The organism is Pseudomonas sp. A6, from assembly GCF_052367875.1.
Taxonomy (GTDB): Bacteria; Pseudomonadota; Gammaproteobacteria; order Pseudomonadales; family Pseudomonadaceae; genus Pseudomonas; species Pseudomonas citronellolis.
The window spans coordinates 1,884,226-1,900,708 of the sequence record NZ_CP198970.1 but is presented as its reverse complement, the minus strand read 5'-3'; the positions used below and the strand labels follow the sequence as shown (position 1 = coordinate 1,900,708).

Annotated in this window: 14 protein-coding genes; 2 read left to right on the top strand and 12 right to left on the bottom strand. The window is 68.4% G+C overall.

Features of this window, described 5'->3' with window-relative positions:
* Positions 1 to 162: 162 nt before the first annotated feature.
* The 10 genes from ACTWJ5_RS08655 to leuC all read right to left on the bottom strand — a co-directional run bounded on the left by ACTWJ5_RS08655 (position 163) and on the right by leuC (position 12,564).
* Positions 163 to 792, bottom strand: a complete 630-nt coding sequence (locus ACTWJ5_RS08655) for a phosphoribosylanthranilate isomerase (RefSeq protein WP_116425752.1) — start codon at positions 790 to 792, stop codon at positions 163 to 165.
* Positions 793 to 850: 58 nt separating this feature from the next.
* Positions 851 to 1,705 carry a tRNA pseudouridine(38-40) synthase TruA gene (gene truA, locus ACTWJ5_RS08650; RefSeq protein ID WP_444438179.1) on the bottom strand — a complete coding sequence of 285 codons (855 nt, stop codon included), beginning with the start codon at positions 1,703 to 1,705 and terminating at the stop codon, positions 851 to 853.
* A gap of 164 nt (positions 1,706 to 1,869) precedes the next feature.
* Positions 1,870 to 4,677 carry a FimV/HubP family polar landmark protein gene (locus ACTWJ5_RS08645; RefSeq protein WP_444438177.1) on the bottom strand — a complete coding sequence of 936 codons (2,808 nt, stop codon included), beginning with the start codon at positions 4,675 to 4,677 and terminating at the stop codon, positions 1,870 to 1,872.
* A 168-nt stretch (positions 4,678 to 4,845) separates the two neighbouring features.
* Positions 4,846 to 5,838 (bottom strand): aspartate-semialdehyde dehydrogenase, encoded by a 993-nt coding sequence (locus ACTWJ5_RS08640; RefSeq protein WP_249919186.1) that lies wholly within the window; start codon positions 5,836 to 5,838, stop codon positions 4,846 to 4,848.
* A 104-nt stretch (positions 5,839 to 5,942) separates the two neighbouring features.
* Positions 5,943 to 7,103: a type IV pilus assembly protein FimV gene (locus ACTWJ5_RS08635; protein ID WP_253408631.1), complete on the bottom strand. Its 1,161-nt coding sequence runs from the start codon at positions 7,101 to 7,103 to the stop codon at positions 5,943 to 5,945.
* Between the two features lie 227 nt (positions 7,104 to 7,330).
* Positions 7,331 to 8,443: an aspartate-semialdehyde dehydrogenase gene (gene asd, locus ACTWJ5_RS08630; protein WP_058072014.1), complete on the bottom strand. Its 1,113-nt coding sequence runs from the start codon at positions 8,441 to 8,443 to the stop codon at positions 7,331 to 7,333.
* A gap of 83 nt (positions 8,444 to 8,526) precedes the next feature.
* Positions 8,527 to 9,609, bottom strand: coding sequence for a 3-isopropylmalate dehydrogenase (gene leuB / locus ACTWJ5_RS08625; protein ID WP_074984791.1), 1,083 nt, complete (start codon positions 9,607 to 9,609; stop codon positions 8,527 to 8,529).
* A gap of 72 nt (positions 9,610 to 9,681) precedes the next feature.
* The gene (locus tag ACTWJ5_RS08620; protein ID WP_444438174.1) at positions 9,682 to 10,446 is read right to left on the bottom strand and encodes a class I SAM-dependent methyltransferase; all 765 of its coding nucleotides are present in this window, start codon (positions 10,444 to 10,446) and stop codon (positions 9,682 to 9,684) included.
* A gap of 34 nt (positions 10,447 to 10,480) precedes the next feature.
* Complete coding sequence (gene leuD, locus ACTWJ5_RS08615) at positions 10,481 to 11,125, bottom strand: 3-isopropylmalate dehydratase small subunit (protein WP_074984795.1); 645 nt, start codon at positions 11,123 to 11,125, stop codon at positions 10,481 to 10,483.
* A gap of 11 nt (positions 11,126 to 11,136) precedes the next feature.
* Positions 11,137 to 12,564 carry a 3-isopropylmalate dehydratase large subunit gene (leuC, locus tag ACTWJ5_RS08610; protein ID WP_253408635.1) on the bottom strand — a complete coding sequence of 476 codons (1,428 nt, stop codon included), beginning with the start codon at positions 12,562 to 12,564 and terminating at the stop codon, positions 11,137 to 11,139.
* Between the two features lie 205 nt (positions 12,565 to 12,769).
* On the opposite strand from leuC, the gene ACTWJ5_RS08605 reads away from it, so the two are divergent.
* The gene (locus ACTWJ5_RS08605) at positions 12,770 to 13,663 is read left to right on the top strand and encodes a LysR family transcriptional regulator (protein WP_116425706.1); all 894 of its coding nucleotides are present in this window, start codon (positions 12,770 to 12,772) and stop codon (positions 13,661 to 13,663) included.
* A gap of 52 nt (positions 13,664 to 13,715) precedes the next feature.
* Here ACTWJ5_RS08605 and ACTWJ5_RS08600 read toward each other — a convergent pair whose 3' ends face one another.
* Positions 13,716 to 14,162: an Hsp20 family protein gene (locus ACTWJ5_RS08600; protein WP_009621040.1), complete on the bottom strand. Its 447-nt coding sequence runs from the start codon at positions 14,160 to 14,162 to the stop codon at positions 13,716 to 13,718.
* 146 nt (positions 14,163 to 14,308) lie between these two features.
* On the opposite strand from ACTWJ5_RS08600, the gene ACTWJ5_RS08595 reads away from it, so the two are divergent.
* Positions 14,309 to 15,055, top strand: coding sequence for an SDR family oxidoreductase (locus ACTWJ5_RS08595; RefSeq protein WP_256514689.1), 747 nt, complete (start codon positions 14,309 to 14,311; stop codon positions 15,053 to 15,055).
* Between the two features lie 415 nt (positions 15,056 to 15,470).
* Here ACTWJ5_RS08595 and ACTWJ5_RS08590 read toward each other — a convergent pair whose 3' ends face one another.
* Positions 15,471 to 16,430, bottom strand: coding sequence for a tRNA dihydrouridine synthase (locus tag ACTWJ5_RS08590; protein ID WP_256514688.1), 960 nt, complete (start codon positions 16,428 to 16,430; stop codon positions 15,471 to 15,473).
* Between the last annotated feature and the right edge of the window lie 53 nt (positions 16,431 to 16,483).

Below are 16,483 nucleotides of genomic sequence, written 5' to 3'. Positions count from 1 at the left end.
CAGAAAAAATCACCATCGGCGCCGTGGCTCGGCCACGGCCCCTCGAAATCGCGGCGCGCCCTGGGCGGCGCCTTCGCCAGGCCGACACGGGGTCGGCGCTCGCATGACAAAACGTCAACAGCTCCTAATGACGGTGGCAGACCGCCTGCCGTCACATGCATCTCACCGGGAATCCGCCTCGCGGCAGCGGCGGATGAAGGCGCGGATCTTCTCGGCGTCCTTGATCCCCTTGCTCGCCTCCACCCCGCCGCTGACGTCCACGGCATAGGGGCGCACCTGGCGGATCGCCGCGGCGACGTTGTCGGCGTTGAGGCCGCCGGCCAGCACCAGCGGGCGCGGCAGGGTTTCGGGAATCAGGGACCAGTCGAAGGCCGCGCCGGTTCCACCGGGAACGCCCTCGACGTAGGTGTCCAGCAGGATGCCGGCGGCCCGCGGGTACTGCGCGGCCTGCGCGGCGATGTCGTCGCCGGCCTTGACGCGCAGCGCCTTCAGGTACGGCTTGTGGTAGCCCTCGCAGTCCGCGGCGCGCTCGTCGCCGTGGAACTGCAGCATGTCCAGCGGCACCGCATCGAGGATTTCCCCCAGCTCGCAGCGGCTGACATTGACGAACAGGCCAACGCTGGTGACGAAGGGCGGCAGCGCCGCGACTATGGCGCGCGCCTGCTGCACGCTGACCGCGCGCGGGCTCTTGGCGTAGAACACCATGCCGATGGCGTCGGCGCCCGCCTCGGCGGCGGCCAGGGCGTCCTCGACACGGGTAATGCCACAGATTTTGATGCGAACGGCGGACAAGATGCGGCGACCTTCCTTCAAAGCAATCCGTCGATGGTAGCAAATGCCCCGGACAGCGTCAGCCGAGCGTATCGGGCAAAGATGAAAGGAAATGTGGCCCCAGGTAGCGCTGCGGCAGCGCGAAGGCCTCGGGGTATTCCACCCGCACCAGGTAGAGCCCGAAGGGGTGCGCGGTCACTCCGCCGGCGCGGCGGTCGCGCGCCGCCAGCACCTCGTCGACCCATTCCAGCTCCCGCTCGCCCGCCCCGACCGTCATCAGCACCCCGGCGAAGTTGCGCACCATGTGGTGGAGGAAGGCGTTGGCGCGCACATCCAGCACGATGAAGCGGCCGTGCTCCAGCACCTGCAGGTGGTGCACCGTCTTGATCGGCGACTTGGCCTGGCACTGCACGGCGCGGAACGAGGTGAAGTCATGGGTGCCGACCAGCTTCTGCGCCGCCGCGCGCATGCGCTCGACGTCCAGCGGCCGGTGGTTCCAGGTGACCTCCTCGGCCATGTGCGCCGGGCGGATCGGATCGTTGTAGATGACGTAGCGGTAACGCCGCGCCACGGCCGAGAAGCGCGCATGGAAGTCTGCCGGCATGACCTTGGCCCAGGTCACGCTGATATCCGCCGGCAGGTTGGCATTGCTGCCCATCACCCAGGCCTTCAGCGGGCGCTCGACGCGGGTGTCGAAGTGCACCACCTGGCCACTGCCGTGCACCGAGGCATCGGTGCGGCCGGCGCACATCACCCCGATCGGCTCTGCCGCGACCTTGGACAGGGCCCGCTCCAGCGCTCCCTGCACCGACGGCACGCCGTCCTCCTGGCGCTGCCAGCCGCGGTAGCGCGCGCCCTTGTATTCGACGCCCAGGGCGATCCTGGTGACGTCAGCGGTGGCGACCTCGCCCACCGCGCTCTCGAACTCGTTCAACTGCTCAGGCCATCCCGAAAAGGTAACTCAGCGGGCTATTCTGCCTGGATTGCCGTGCCCGGGCGATGCGCCGCGATCGGCGCGCCGCCGCCAGGCGCGCAATGTCCACGCCCTGAAACGACGATGGCAGCCCGAAGGCTGCCATCGCTTTACCTGCGACCTGCTCAGGACAGGCGTTCGAGCAGCTCGCGGGCTTCCTGCTGCTGCTGGTCGCTGCCTTCGCTGATAACCTCGTCGAGGATGTCGCGCGCGCCCTCGGCGTCGCCCATGTCGATGTAGGCACGGGCCAGGTCGAGCTTGGTCGCGGCCTCGTCGGCGCCGGAGAGGAAGTCGAACTCGTCGTCCACGTCGCCCTCGTCCAGTGCGGAGTCCAGCGACGGCTCGACCTCGGGCTCCAGCGATGCCGCCGGGCTGGCCGGTTGCTCAAGGTCGCTGGCGAGCTTGTCCAGCTCGGCGCTGACCTGGTCCAGCTGGGCCGCGAAGCTGTCGTCGGCCGGCAGCTCCTGCGGGGCCTCTTCGGGCAGCGACAGGTCGAAGTCGTCCGCCAGGCCTTCGACCAGCTTGGCCGCGGGCTCGCTCTCGGCCCCCAGGTCGAAGCTGAAGTCGTCGTCGGTACTCGCGGCAAGCCCGGCGCCCTCCTCGCCCAGGTCGAAGAGGAAGTCCTCTTCCTTGTCCGCGAGGGCTGCCGGCTCGTCCGGCAGGTCCAGGGTGAAATCGTCCAGCGCGTCGCTGGCCGTGGGCGCCGCGGGTGCGGCCTTGGCCAGGTCGTCTTCCAGATCGAGGTCGAAGGCGAAGTCGTCGTCCGACTGGGCCGGCTGGGCCGCGGCGGCGGGCTCGTCCAGGCGCAGGTCGTCGTCGAGGTCGAAGTCCTCCAGCGACAGTTCGTCGGCCTTGGCTTGCGGCTCGACTGCGGCGTGCGGCACCTCGTCGTCGAGCTGCAGGTCGTCCAGGCCCAGGTCGAAGGCGTCGTCCAGGTCGCCGGCGGCCTGTGCGACCGGTTCGCCGACGGGCGCATCGCCGTCGTGGGTCAGGTCGAGGTCATCGAGGCTGAAGTGATCCAGCTCGTCGCTGCTGGCTGCGGCCGCGGCCAGGCCGCCGGCCACGGCAGCCGCCGCGACCATGCCCGGGTAGCGCGACTTCAGCTGCTCCACCTGCGGTTCGGCGCCGCCCAGTTCGCGCAGTTCGTTTTCCTGGCGGGCGAAGCCTTCGCGGTCGCCGATCTCGGCCAGGACCTCCATCAGCTTCAGGCGCAGGTCGGCGCGCTGCGGTTCGTCGTAGATGGCGCCCTGCAGCAGTTCGGCGGCCTGGTTGAAGCGGCCGTAGGCGATGTAGATATCGGCCTCGCCCAGCGGATCGCTGGTCTGCGCGGCGACCTTGTCACCGGCGGCCGGCGCGCTTGCCGGGGCTGCGTCCTCGTCTTCCAGGCTCAGGCTGTCGAATTCGCCGGCAGCCAGTTCCAGCGGCTCGTCCGTCCCGCTCGGGCCGGCCACGGCGGGCTCGACCTTGGCGGCCTCGGCCTGGGCCGCGCGGCGGCGCAGCAGGAGCAGCACCAGCAGCAGGACCAGCACCAGGCTGCCGCCGATGGCGGCCAGCAGCGTCGGGTTGGCCAGCAGTTCCTCGATCAGCCCCGGCTCGTTTTCGGCGGCCGGTGCAGGTGCAGCGGGCTTGGGCGCCGCCGGTTTGGGTTCGGCCGGCTTGGCGGCTGCCGGCGCGGCCGGTTGAGCGGGGGCGGCAGGCGTGGCATCGGGCTGCTGAGCCGCTGCCGGGGCGGCCGGAGCTTCGGCGCCAGGCGCCGGCGGCTGTCCCGCGGGCGCGGAGCCCGGCGCGGCGGGCTGCGGCGTAGTCGCCAGCTCGCCCTGCAACTTGGCCAGTTGCGCGTCCTTCAGTTCGATCAGCTTCTGCAGCTTGTCCAACTGGCTCTGCAGGTCGGTCATGCGGCTCTGCAGTTCGTCGTTCTCGCGGCGGGTGCTGTCCAGGCTTTCCTGGGTGACGGCCAGCTTGTCGGAAAGCGCCTTGCCGTTCTTCGCGCCCTTGTCGGAGCCCTTGGCCTTGCCGGCTTCGCCGGAGACCAGGCGCAGGTTGTCCTTGCTCTCGGCCTGCTCGGGCGCAGCGCCGGCATTGGCTCGGCGGGTGGCGTCCAGCTGGCGGGAGGAACCGGCCAGGCTGCGGCCTTCGCGCCAGGCGCTGCGCTGCTCGCGCACCTGCACGTCGGCCTCGCCCGCGGAGCGGCTGCGGATCTGCTCGGCATCGGGCAGGCGCAGCACCTGGCCGCTCTTCAGACGGTTGATGTTGCCGTCGAGGAAGGCGTCGGGGTTGAGGTCCTGGATCGCTAGCATGGTCTGGTTGACGGTCACGCTGCCGTCGGGACGCGCGCGGGAGGCGATTTCCCACAGGGTGTCGCGGGAACCGGTGCGGTACTCGTTACCGTCCAGGCGGGCCTGGCGCGGCGCGCTGGCCGCGGGGGCCGGCTCCACGGCGCGGGGCGCGGCCGGGGCCACGGGCTGGCGCGCGATGGGCGCGGGCGCGGCGACCGGCGCACGCGGCGCGGCGGCGGCAGCCACCTGCGGCGAGTACAGCGGCGGGTCGAGCAGCACGGTGTATTCGCGAAGCACCCGGCCGCTGGGCCAGAGCACTTCCACGAGGAAGTTCAGGTAGGGCTCCTGCACCGGCTTGTCGGAGGTCACATGGATGACGCTCTTGCCGTTGGGCTGGACCACCGCGGTGAACTTGAGCCCGGTGAGGAAGAAGTTGCGATCGACGCCGGACTTGCTGAAGTCCTCCGGCGAAGCCAGCTTGGGAATGATCTCGCCGGCCGTCAGGTCGCGGACGTCCGTCACGTCGATATCGGCATTCAGCGGCTGGTTCAGCGCCGAGTGCAGGTGGATGTCTCCCAACCCCAGCGCATGCGCCATGCCGGTGGTCAACGCCGAAGCAGCCGCAATTGCCTGCACCAGTTTACGAAGCCGGACCATAATCTAATCCCTTGTTTTAACAGCTTTCTTCTGGATTCGAGCGTTTCGGAACAACACCTGGCGCCCGCTATTCCCGGCGTCGAAAACGCCGGGATATCCCCCCGCCAGGGCCGTCCAAGCCAGTATTGCCAAGCTAGAATGCTTCTTCAAATATTCGATAAGTATCTTTTACAGATAGTGTTTTATCAATAATGCAGCCAGGTTCGCAGCATTCAGTCCCAGGCCTTTTCGCACATTATCAGACGCAATCCACAAATTGAGGTTGCAAGGGCCGGCGGCACCCTGACGCACCCGGCCGACGTGGATGGCATCCTGGCCCAGGGCATCGCCGATCACCGTCGGGTAATCGTCCTCGACCAGTTCGATGCCCTCGGCCGCCTCCAGAGCGGCTCGCACTTCCGACAAATCTATCGGCACGGCGCTGCGCAAGTTGAGGTTCAGGGCGTCGCCGAAGAACACCGGGGCCAGCAGGCAGTCCGCCTGCACCCTGCCCTGCAGCTGCGGCAGCAGTTCGTTCAGCTCGGCGTTCAGGCGCCGCTCGATGGCGCTGTAGCCCGAGGCGTCGGCCGCACCGACCAGGCCCAGCAGGTTGAAGGCGTACTGGCGATCGACGAGGCGCGGCTCCACCGGGCGCGCGTTGAGCAGCTCGGCGGTCTGCCGGGCCAGCTCCTGCACGCCTTCGCGGCCCAGTTGCGAGGCGGACAGGCAGGCGGTCAGCGACAGTTCCTGCAGTTCGACGCAATCGCCCAGGGCGGCGACCACTTCGGCCACCTCGGCAGCCGGGGCGCAGGGTACGCGCAGCAGCGCCGGGAAGCTGAGCTCGTCCAGGCGCGCCGGGTTCAGCGCCGTCAGTACCAGGGCGCCTTCCACGCTGCCGCTCAGGTCGATCACCGTGCAACCCTGGGCCAGGGCGCGCGCGGCGTGCTCGCCGGCGACCTCGGCCGAGGTGGCGAACAGCGCCAGCTTCACCTGGGTGAAGGAGAAACCGTCCAGCTCGCGCACCCGCAGATTGCGGCCGCGGAAGGGCACGCTCTTGCCGGCGGACTCGCCGCTGGCCAGCAGGTGCAGCTCGGCCACGGGGCAGTCCAGCTCTTCCAGCAACTCGACCAGCGCTTCGCCAACCAGACCGGTGGCCCCTACTACAGCAACGTCGACGGACATCGAAAATCCCATGGACTAGAAGGAAACAAGACGCAGCACTTTACTGCCCCCTTCCCCGCCCAGGCAATCGCGCCCGTGCCCGTCGATCGCCGTTCGCCTTCCCCCTATCGGGCGACTTCCTGCGCGGCGGCCGGCGCCGCCTGCGGTGTTGGACTGCCTACCACGGCGACCGGCGGCTCGGCCGGAGCGCCCGCGGCCTGTTGCCGCGACTGCGCCGCCAGGCGCGCCACCAGGGTGGCGATCTGCGCATCCTTGAGTTCGATCAGCTTGTTCAGCTTGTCCAGCTGGCTCTGCAGGTCGCCGATCCGGCTGGTCAGCTCCTCGCCCTGGCGGCGTGCGCTGTCCAGGTCTTCCTGCAATAGCGCCAGGCGCTCCGCGGCGGCCTTCGCCTGGGGTTGCTTCGAGGCCTGCCCGGACTGCAGGCGCAGTTGGTCACGCACCTCCGCCACGGCAGGCGCGGCACCGGGTGCCGCCTTGCGGGTGGCGTCCAGTGCGCGGGGGCGTTCGCGCCAGCGGGCTTCCTGGGCCTGGAAGTGGCTCACCGCCTCGGCATGCCCCTGGGCACGGACCTGGCTGGCGTCGGGCAAGCGCAGCACGGCGCCGACCCGCGGCAGGTTGGCGTTGCCGTCGATGAAGGCCTGCGGGTTCAGCGCCTGGATCGCCCGCATGGTCTGCATCACCGAGGCATCCCCGGCCGGCCGGTGGCGGGAGGCGATGGCCCACAGGGTGTCGCCGGCGGCGATGCGGTGGCTGCCCGAGGGCGCCGACGCGGCGACGCCCGGCGCCTTCACCGGCGCCGCGATGGCCGCCGACGGCGCGGCGGAAACGACCGGCGCGCTGGGCACCAGGGCGACGGCCTGGTAGTTCGGCGGATCGAGCAGCAGGGTGTATTCGCGCATGGCCCGCCCTTGCGGCCAGGCCACCTGCAGGACGAAGTTGACGTAGGGCTCGCGCACCGGGCCGCTGGATTGCACGCGGATCACCCCGCGGCCGTTGCGCCCGACCTCCGGGGTGAAGCGCAAGCCGGAAAGGAAGACGTAGTTGGGCTCCATGCCCAGCCGCTCGGCCTCCTGCTGCGGCACCAGGCTGACCTTGAGGTCCTCGCTGCCGAGATCGCCCATGCCGCGCAGCTCGATCCGCGCATCCAGCGTCTGGCCCAGCGCGGCCTGCGAAGCGATATCCCCCAGTTCCAGCGCGCTAGCGCGTGCCGGCAGGAAAGCGGCCGCGACGGCGGCGGCCAGAAATACGTGCGCGAAGCGGAACATCCCCATCCCCTGCTGTCGATGACTCCCCCCGGCGGCCCCAACCCACCGGCCGGCCCGAACGGGCCGGGCAGCGAGGATAATCACAGGGCGCCGGACACCAGCCCGCGCTCCGTCACAGAAAACGACGCCGGCGCCGGCGACTTCGCCGTTCTGTCGAGTGATCGACTTTTTCCGCCTGTACAAAGCAAGACGCCGGCACAGGGCCGGCGTCTTCGAGGAGGCTGCGATCAGCGCTCCAGCAGGATGCGCAGCATGCGCCGCAGCGGCTCGGCCGCGCCCCACAGCAGTTGGTCGCCGACGGTGAAGGCGCCGAGGTACTGCGAGCCCATGTTGAGCTTGCGCAGGCGGCCGACCGGGACGCTCAGGGTGCCGGTGACGGCGGCCGGGGTCAGCTCGCGCATGCTGGCTTCACGCTGGTTGGGGATCAGCTTGACCCAGGGATTGTGCTGGCTGATCAGGCCTTCGATGTCGGTCAGCGGCACGTCCTTGTTCAGCTTGATGGTCAGCGCCTGGCTGTGGCAGCGCATGGCGCCGATACGCACGCAGATGCCGTCCACCGGGATCGGATTCTTGAAGCGGCCGAGGATCTTGTTGGTCTCGGCCTGGCCCTTCCACTCTTCGCGGCTCTGGCCGTTCGGCAGCTCCTTGTCGATCCACGGGATCAGGCTGCCGGCCAGGGGCGCGCCGAAGTGCTCGGTGGGCAGGGCTTCGCTGCGGATGGCCTCGGCGACCTTGCGGTCGATGTCGAGGATGGCGCTGGCCGGGTTGGCCAGGTCGTCGGCCACGGCGGCGTTGATGGCGCCCATCTGCTTGATCAGCTCGCGCATGTTCTGCGCGCCGGCGCCGGAGGCGGCCTGGTAGGTCATGGCGCTCATCCACTCGACCAGGCCGGCTTCGAACAGGCCGCCCAGGGCCATCAGCATCAGGCTGACGGTGCAGTTGCCGCCGATGTAGTTCTTGGCGCCGGCGTCCAGCGACTGGTCGATCACGCGACGGTTCACCGGGTCGAGGACGATCACCGCGTCGTCCTGCATGCGCAGGCTGGAGGCGGCATCGATCCAATAGCCCTGCCAGCCGGCTTCACGCAGCTTGGGGAAGACTTCGTTGGTGTAGTCGCCGCCCTGGCAGGTCAGGATGACGTCGAGGCTCTTGAGTTCCTCGATGCTGTAGGCGTCCTTGAGGGTGGCGATGTCCTTGCCGATGGACGGACCTTCGCCACCGACGTTGGAGGTGGTGAAGAACACCGGCTCGATCAGGTCGAAGTCCCGCTCTTCCAGCATCCGCTGCATGAGCACCGAACCCACCATGCCACGCCAACCGATCAGACCTACACGCTTCATCGCTACTACACCTTCGAATAAGTAGTGGACCGCCGCCCCTGCCCGCTCTGTGCGGGTGCCCAGGGGCGGGCGAACCGGAGAGATTACAGATTCCGCAGCGCGGCGACTACCGCATCGCCCATTTCGCGGGTTCCGACCTTCTTGCAGCCTTCGGACCAGATGTCGCCGGTGCGCAGGCCCTGGTCGAGGACCTGGCTCACCGCCTTCTCGATGGCGTCCGCCGCGGCGCCCTGGTTGAAGCTGTAGCGCAGCATCATGGACACCGAGAGGATGGTCGCCAGCGGGTTGGCGATGCCTTTGCCTGCGATGTCCGGCGCCGAGCCGTGGCACGGCTCGTACATGCCCTTGTTGTTCGCATCCAGGGACGCTGAAGGCAGCATGCCGATGGAACCGGTGAGCATGGAAGCCTCATCCGACAGGATGTCGCCGAACATGTTGTCGGTGACCATCACGTCGAACTGCTTGGGCGCGCGCACCAGCTGCATGGCGGCGTTGTCGACGTACATGTGGCTCAGCTCGACGTCCGGGTAGTCCTTGGCCACTTCTTCGACGATCTCGCGCCACAGCTGGCTGGAGGCCAGGACGTTGGCCTTGTCCACCGAGCACAGCTTCTTGCCGCGCACGCGGGCCATGTCGAAGCCGACGCGGGCGATGCGACGGATCTCGCTCTCGCTGTACGGCAGGGTGTCGTAGGACTGGCGCTCGCCGTTCTCCAGCTCGCGGGTGCCGCGCGGGGCGCCGAAGTAGATGCCGCCGGTCAGCTCGCGGACGATGAGGATGTCCAGGCCGGCGACGATTTCCGGCTTCAGGCTGGAGGCGTCGGCCAGTTGCGGGTAGAGGATGGCCGGGCGCAGGTTGGCGAACAGGCCCAGTTGCGAACGGATCTTCAGCAGGCCGCGCTCGGGGCGGATGTCGCGCTCGATCTTGTCCCACTTCGGCCCGCCCACGGCGCCCAGCAGCACGGCGTCGGCCTTGCGCGCGCGCTCCAGGGTCTCGTCGGCCAGCGGCACGCCGTGCTTGTCGATGGCGGCGCCGCCGATGACGTCCTCGGTCAGCTCGAAGCCCAGCTGGAACCTGTCGTTGGCCAGCTGCAGGACCTTGACCGCCTCGGCCATGATTTCCGGGCCGATACCGTCGCCGGGGAGAACCAGAATCTGTTTGCTCATCACTTTCTTCCTTCGGAATAGGTAAAAGGCTGCAGGCGCTTGTTGTCGCCTGCAGCTCGTCGCTTGCAGCCGTTACTTGTTCGCCCAGAGCACCAGCACGTCGGTGCTGAAGGAACCCTCGGCGTCGATCTCGAAATACTCGCGCACCTCAATGCCCACGGAAAGCTGCAGGGCGCGGATGGCCTGGCGCATCACCTCCGGCGTGCGCATGCGCTCGACCCAGGAGGTGAATTCCAGGCGCAGGCGTTGGCGGCTGCACGCGGTGACAGCCAGGCCCGCCTCGCCGACCAGCCGCGCCCACTCGGACGGCGAATAGTCGCGCACGTGGCTGGTGTCGCGCAGCACTTCCACCGCTTGCAGGTGGGTGTCGAGCAGCGGCAGCCCGGGGGCCGCCACGTCGATGAAGCAGGCCACGCCGCCCGGCTTCAGCACCCGGCGCACTTCGCGCAGGGCCTGGCCGACATCGCGCCAGTGGTGCGCCGAGTAGCGGCTGAAGACGAAGTCGAACTCGCCGTCCTCGAACGGCAGGCGCTCGGCCACGCCCTGGCGCGTGCTGATGTTGTCCAGGCCGCGCTCGGCTGCGGCCGAGGCCACCACGGCGAGCATCTGCTCGGAGAGGTCGTAGGCCACCACTTCGCCGGCCAGCGGCGCGACATGGAAGCTGACGTGCCCCGCCCCGCAACCCAGGTCCAGCACGCGGGCGCCGCTGCTCGCCGACAGTCGCTCGCGCAGCTGGGCGAACTCTTCGCCCTGGGCATGCACGGCGCTGTTCAGGTAAGCGCTGGCCTGAGCGCCGAACTGGCGCTCGACCACGGCTTCGTGGCGACTCTGGGTCATGACTTTCTCCTCGCGGGGTGATGATGCGACGCCGTCAGGCGTCGCGGAACAACCAGGGCTGGCGCTGCCTGTAGCCGGCCTCGAAGTCGCGGATGGCGTCCGCGTCCTGCAGCGTCAGGCCGATGTCGTCCAGGCCGTTGAGCAGGCAGTGCTTGCGGAAGGCGTCCACTTCGAAGTGGTACTGCTTGCCGTCCGGGCGGGTCACGGTCTGCGCGGCGAGGTCGACGGTCAGTTGGTAGCCCTCGGTGGCCTCGCACTGCTGGAAGAGTTCGTCGACTTCCTCGTCCTTCAGGATGATCGGCAGCAGGCCGTTCTTGAAGCTGTTGTTGAAGAAGATGTCGGCGAAGCTCGGCGCGATGACCGTACGGAAGCCGTACTCGTCCAGGGCCCAGGGCGCGTGCTCGCGGGAGGAGCCGCAGCCGAAGTTCTCGCGGGCCAGGAGCACGCTGGCGCCCTGGTAGCGCGGGAAGTTCAGCACGAAGTCCTGGTTGATCGGGCGCTTGGAGTTGTCCTGGTTCGGCTGGCCGACGTCCAGGTAGCGCCACTCGTCGAACAGGTTGGGGCCGAAGCCGGTGCGCTTGATCGACTTGAGGAATTGCTTGGGAATGATCTGGTCGGTGTCGACGTTGGCGCGATCGAGCGGCGCGACGAGACCGGTGTGCTGGGTAAAGGCTTTCATGTTCGGTCTCCTCAGGCCTGCATCAATTCACGGACGTCGATGAAGCGGCCGGTCACCGCGGCGGCGGCGGCCATGGCCGGGCTCACCAGGTGGGTGCGGCCACCGGCGCCCTGGCGGCCCTCGAAGTTGCGGTTGGAGGTGGACGCGCAGTGCTCGCCGCTCTCCAGGCGGTCCGGGTTCATCGCCAGGCACATGGAGCAGCCCGGTTCACGCCACTCGAAGCCGGCCTCGATGAAAATCTTGTCCAGCCCTTCCTGCTCGGCCTGCGCCTTGACCAGGCCCGAGCCCGGCACCACCAGCGCCTGCTTGACGCTGGAGGCGACCTTGCGGCCCTTGGCCACGGCGGCGGCGGCGCGCAGGTCTTCGATCCGCGAGTTGGTGCAGGAGCCGATGAACACGCGGTCCAGCTGGATGTCGGTGATCGCCTGGTTGGCGTTCAGGCCCATGTACTTGAGGGCGCGGACGATGGAGTCGCGCTTGACCGGGTCGGCCTCGACGGCCGGGTCCGGCACGTTCTGGTCGACGGCCAGGACCATTTCCGGCGAGGTGCCCCAGCTGACCTGCGGCTTGATGTCCTCGGCGCGCAGCTCGACGATGGTGTCGAAGTGGGCGTCTTCATCGGAAACCAGGTCGCTCCAGGCTTCCACGGCCTTGGCCCAGTCGGCGCCCTGCGGGGCGAACGGACGGCCCTTGACGTACTCGATGGTCTTCTCGTCCACCGCCACCATGCCCACGCGGGCGCCGGCCTCGATGGACATGTTGCAGATGGTCATGCGGCCTTCCATGGACAGGTCGCGGATGGCGCTGCCGGCGAACTCCAGGGCATGGCCATTGCCGCCGGCGGTGCCGATCTTGCCGATCACCGCGAGGACGATGTCCTTGGCGGTCACGCCGAAGGGCAGCTTGCCCTCCACGCGCACCTGCATGTTCTTCATCTTCTTGGCCACCAGGCACTGGGTGGCGAGCACATGCTCGACCTCGGAGGTGCCGATGCCGTGGGCCAGCGCGCCGAAGGCGCCGTGGGTGGAGGTGTGCGAGTCACCGCAGACCACGGTCATGCCCGGCAGGGTCGCGCCCTGCTCCGGGCCGACCACGTGGACGATGCCCTGGCGCACGTCGTTCATCTTGAATTCGAGGATGCCGAAGTCGTCGCAGTTCTCGTCCAGGGTCTTGACCTGGATGCGCGAGACTTCATCGGCGATGGCTTCGAGGCCGCCCTGGCGTTCGGCGCGGGTGGTCGGCACGTTGTGGTCCGGGGTGGCGATGTTGGCGTCGATGCGCCACGGCTTGCGGCCGGCCAGGCGCAGGCCTTCGAAGGCTTGCGGCGAGGTCACTTCGTGGAGGATGTGGCGGTCGATGTAGATCAGCGACGAGCCATCATCGCGGCGCTTCACCTCGTGCAGTTCCCAGAGTTTGTCGTAGAGCGTCTTGCCGGCCATCAGAGATTCCTCATCAGCGTATTTCTATGCCCCTTGGGCTTGTGGGGATGATGCTATGGTCTGTCGACGAATAACTCAAATTCATATTTTTTATTCAAAGGATTCCCAAGAGGAATGCTACAGGCTATAAGCTGCAGGCTGCAGGCAAGAGCGCCCCGACCGCCCTTCGCCTGCCGCCTGTAGCCTGCCGCCTGGAGCCCCCTCGATGGACCTGACCAGCCTCAACACCTTCCTCGCCATCGCCGAGTCCGGCAGCTTTTCCGAGGCCGGCGAGCGCCTGCACCTGACCCAGCCGGCGGTGAGCAAGCGCATCGCCGCCCTGGAAAGCCAGCTCGGCGTGCGCCTGTTCGACCGCGTCGGCCGCGAAGTGAGCCTGACCGAGGCCGGCCGCGCCCTGCTGCCGCGGGCCTACCAGATCCTCAATGTGCTGGACGACACACGCCGCGCGCTGACCAACCTCAGCGGCGAGGTCAGCGGCCGCCTGGTCCTCGCCACCAGCCACCACATCGGCCTGCACCGCCTGCCGACGCTGCTGCGCGCCTTCACCCGGGCGCACCCGCAGGTGGCGCTGGACATCCAGTTCTGTGACTCGGAAGTGGCCTACGAGGAAATCCTCCACGGCCGCGCCGAACTGGCGGTCATCACCCTGGCCCCGGAAACCGCCGAGCCGGTGCGCGCGGTGCCGGTGTGGGACGACCCGCTGGACTTCGTCGCCGCCCCCGAGCACCCGCTGGCCATGCAGGGCCCGGTGTTCCTCGCCGACGTGGCGCGGCACCCGGCGGTGTTCCCCGGCGGCAACACCTTCACCCACCACATCGTGCGGCGCATGTTCGAGGCCGAGGGGCTGACGCCGAACATCGGCATGAGCACCAACTATATGGAGACCATCAAGATGATGGTCTCCATCGGCCTGGCCTGGAGTGTGCTGCCGCGCACCATGCTCGACGAGACGGTGGTGCGCCTGCCGCTGCAGGACATCCAGCTCAGCCGCCAGCTGGGCTACATCCTGCACACCGAGCGCACCCTGTCCAATGCCGCGCGGGCCTTCATGGCCCTGCTCGACGCCCAGGCGGTGGCGCCCATCGCCTGCGTGGTCTGAAGCGACGGAAAAGAAAAAGGCGCCTTTCGGCGCCTTTTTCATGGCTGGGTCATCAACCCTCCAGCGCCGGGCGCTGGCCGTTGATGGCGATCCGCTTGGGCTTGGCCTCTTCCGGAACGATGCGCACCAGTTCGATGCTCAGCAGGCCGTTCTTCAGCGATGCGCCGCGGACCTCGATGTGGTCGGCGAGGCGGAAGGACAGCTTGAAGGCGCGCTGGGCGATGCCCTGGTGCAGGTAGGTGACGTCGCTGGCAGCCTTCTCGCGCTTGCCGCCGCTGACGGTCAGCACATCGCGCTCCACTTGCAGCTCCAGGTCTTCCTCCTGCAGGCCGGCGGCGGCGACGACGATGCGGTACTGGTCGTCACCGTGCTTCTCGACGTTGTAGGGCGGGTAGGAACTGCCGTTCTCGCTGCGCAACGCCGATTCGAAGAGGTCGTTGAAACGATCGAAGCCGATCGACTGGCGGAACAGCGGGGCAAGAGAAAGTACGTTGCTCATGGCGAATCTCCTGAATAATTCAGCAAGGTCATTGGTGGAGCCTGTCTGCAGGACTCCGGAAGCGGGACCCGGTTTCGGCCTCCCGCACGGATACAGATAGGGTCGCCTCGCAGCCTTTCAAGCCCACTCGTCGAAGGAACAGCCACATGCGCAAAGTCATGCTGATCACCGGCGCCAGCCGCGGCATAGGGGCCGCCACCGCGCTGCTCGCCGCCGAACGCGGCTATGCCGTCGCCATCAACTATCACCGCCAGCGCGAAGCCGCCGACGGGCTGGTACGGCGCATCCGCGACGCCGGTGGCCAGGCCGAGGCCTTCGCCGCGGACGTCGCCTGCGAAGAGGAAGTGGTGAAGCTGTTCCGGGAACTGGACCAGGCCTTCGGCCGCCTCGACGTGCTGGTGAACAATGCCGGCATGCTGGAGCGCCAGATGCGCCTGGAAGACATGGACGCGGCGCGCCTGCAGCGGGTGTTGGCGGTCAACGTCACCGGCAGCTTCCTCTGCGCCCGCGAGGCGGTGCGGCGCATGGCGAAATCCCATGGCGGCGCGGGCGGCAGCATCGTCAATGTGTCGTCCATGGCCTCGCGCCTGGGCTCGCCCAACGAGTACATCGACTACGCCGCGGCCAAGGGCGCCATCGACAGCATGACCATCGGCCTGGCCAAGGAAGTGGCGGCCGAAGGCATCCGCGTCAACGCCGTGCGGCCGGGGCTGATCGACACGGAAATCCACGCCAGCGGCGGCGAGCCGGGGCGCGTGGAGCGGCTGAAGAGCGCCATTCCGCTGGGCCGTGGCGGGGAACCGGAGGAAGTGGCGCGGGCGATCCTGTTCCTGGCCGGGGACGAGTCGAGCTACAGCACCGGGACATTCATCGATGTCAGTGGCGGGCGGTAGGGCGGAGAAACACCATGCCTCACGGCGAACTGTAGGAGCGGGCCCTGCCCGCGATTCGCGCGCAGGGCGCGCTCCTACAGGGGAATGACATCGGCGCTCGGGCTTTCCCCTCACCCCAGCCCTCTCCCTCCGGGAGAGGGCTGGGGTGAGGGGGCCGCAGGCCTGCTCGCTCGATTCCGTGCCCCTACGCGCTCCGTGAGGCACTGCATTTCCCCGCACCTACATGGGAATGACGTGGACGGGACAGCGTAGGAGCGGATCTCATCCGCGAATCGCGCCGGGACGTCCGGCTATCGCGGACAAGGTTGTTCGGGCACGGCTTCTCGTAGGAGCGAGCTTGCTCGCGAACAGACTCCGCTGCGGGGCTCATTCGCGAGCAAGCTCGCTCCTACGAAGAGCACCGGCGCAATCCATCCTACGCGGCGTCTTCCACCTCGACCTGCAACAGCCGGTCGATCAGCTCGCAGTCGCTCTCGCGGCGGATCTGCGCGAACAGCTCCACCGCCTCGGGATAGCTGCGGGTGAGCATGCCCAGCCACTGCTTCAGGCGGCCTGGCGCATAACGTGGCGCCAGCTTGCGCCGGGCCTGGCGCCAGAAGTCGTCGAGCAGCACGCGCACTTCGTGCCAGGGCATCGGCCGCACTTCCCTGCCCTCGCGCCAGGCGGCTATCTGCCGGGCCAGGTCGGGGCGCGAGACCAGACCGCGGCCCAACATGATGTCGTCGACGCCGCTGATGGACCGGCAGCGCAGGTAGTCGTCGAGGCTCCAGACTTCGCCGTTGGCGAACACCGGCACCGTCACCGCATCCGCCACCTTCGCCACCCACTCCCAATGAGCCGGCGGCTTGTAGCCGTCGCTCTTGGTCCGCGCGTGGACCACCACGTGAGCGGAACCGCCGTCGGCCAGGGCGCGGGCGCAATCCAGCACGCCGTCCGGGGACTCGTAGCCCAGGCGCATCTTCGAGGTCACCGGGATGTGCGCCGGCACCGCGCGGCGCACGGCCTCGACGATGGCGAACATCAGCTCCGGCTCCTTGAGCAGGACGGCCCCGCCGCGGGACTTGTTCACCGTCTTCGCCGGGCAGCCGAAGTTCAGGTCGATCACCGGGGCGCCCAGTTCGCAGGCATAGGCGGCGTTTTCCGCCAGGCACTGCGGGTCGGAACCAAGGAACTGCACACGCATCGGCGTGCCGGCGCGGGTGCGGCTGCCGTGCAGCAGCTCCGGCGCCAGCTTCTCGTAGGTGGCCAGCGGATGCAGGCGGTCGGTGACGCGGATGAACTCGGTGACGCACCAGTCGATGCCGCCGACGCGGGTCAGTACGTCGCGGAGGATTTCGTCGACCAGCCCCTCCATCGGGGCCAGGGCAATTTGCACGGCGGGGAACCTTTACTGTCGAAGGCGGCGAATTCTAGGGGGACTCGCCGCCC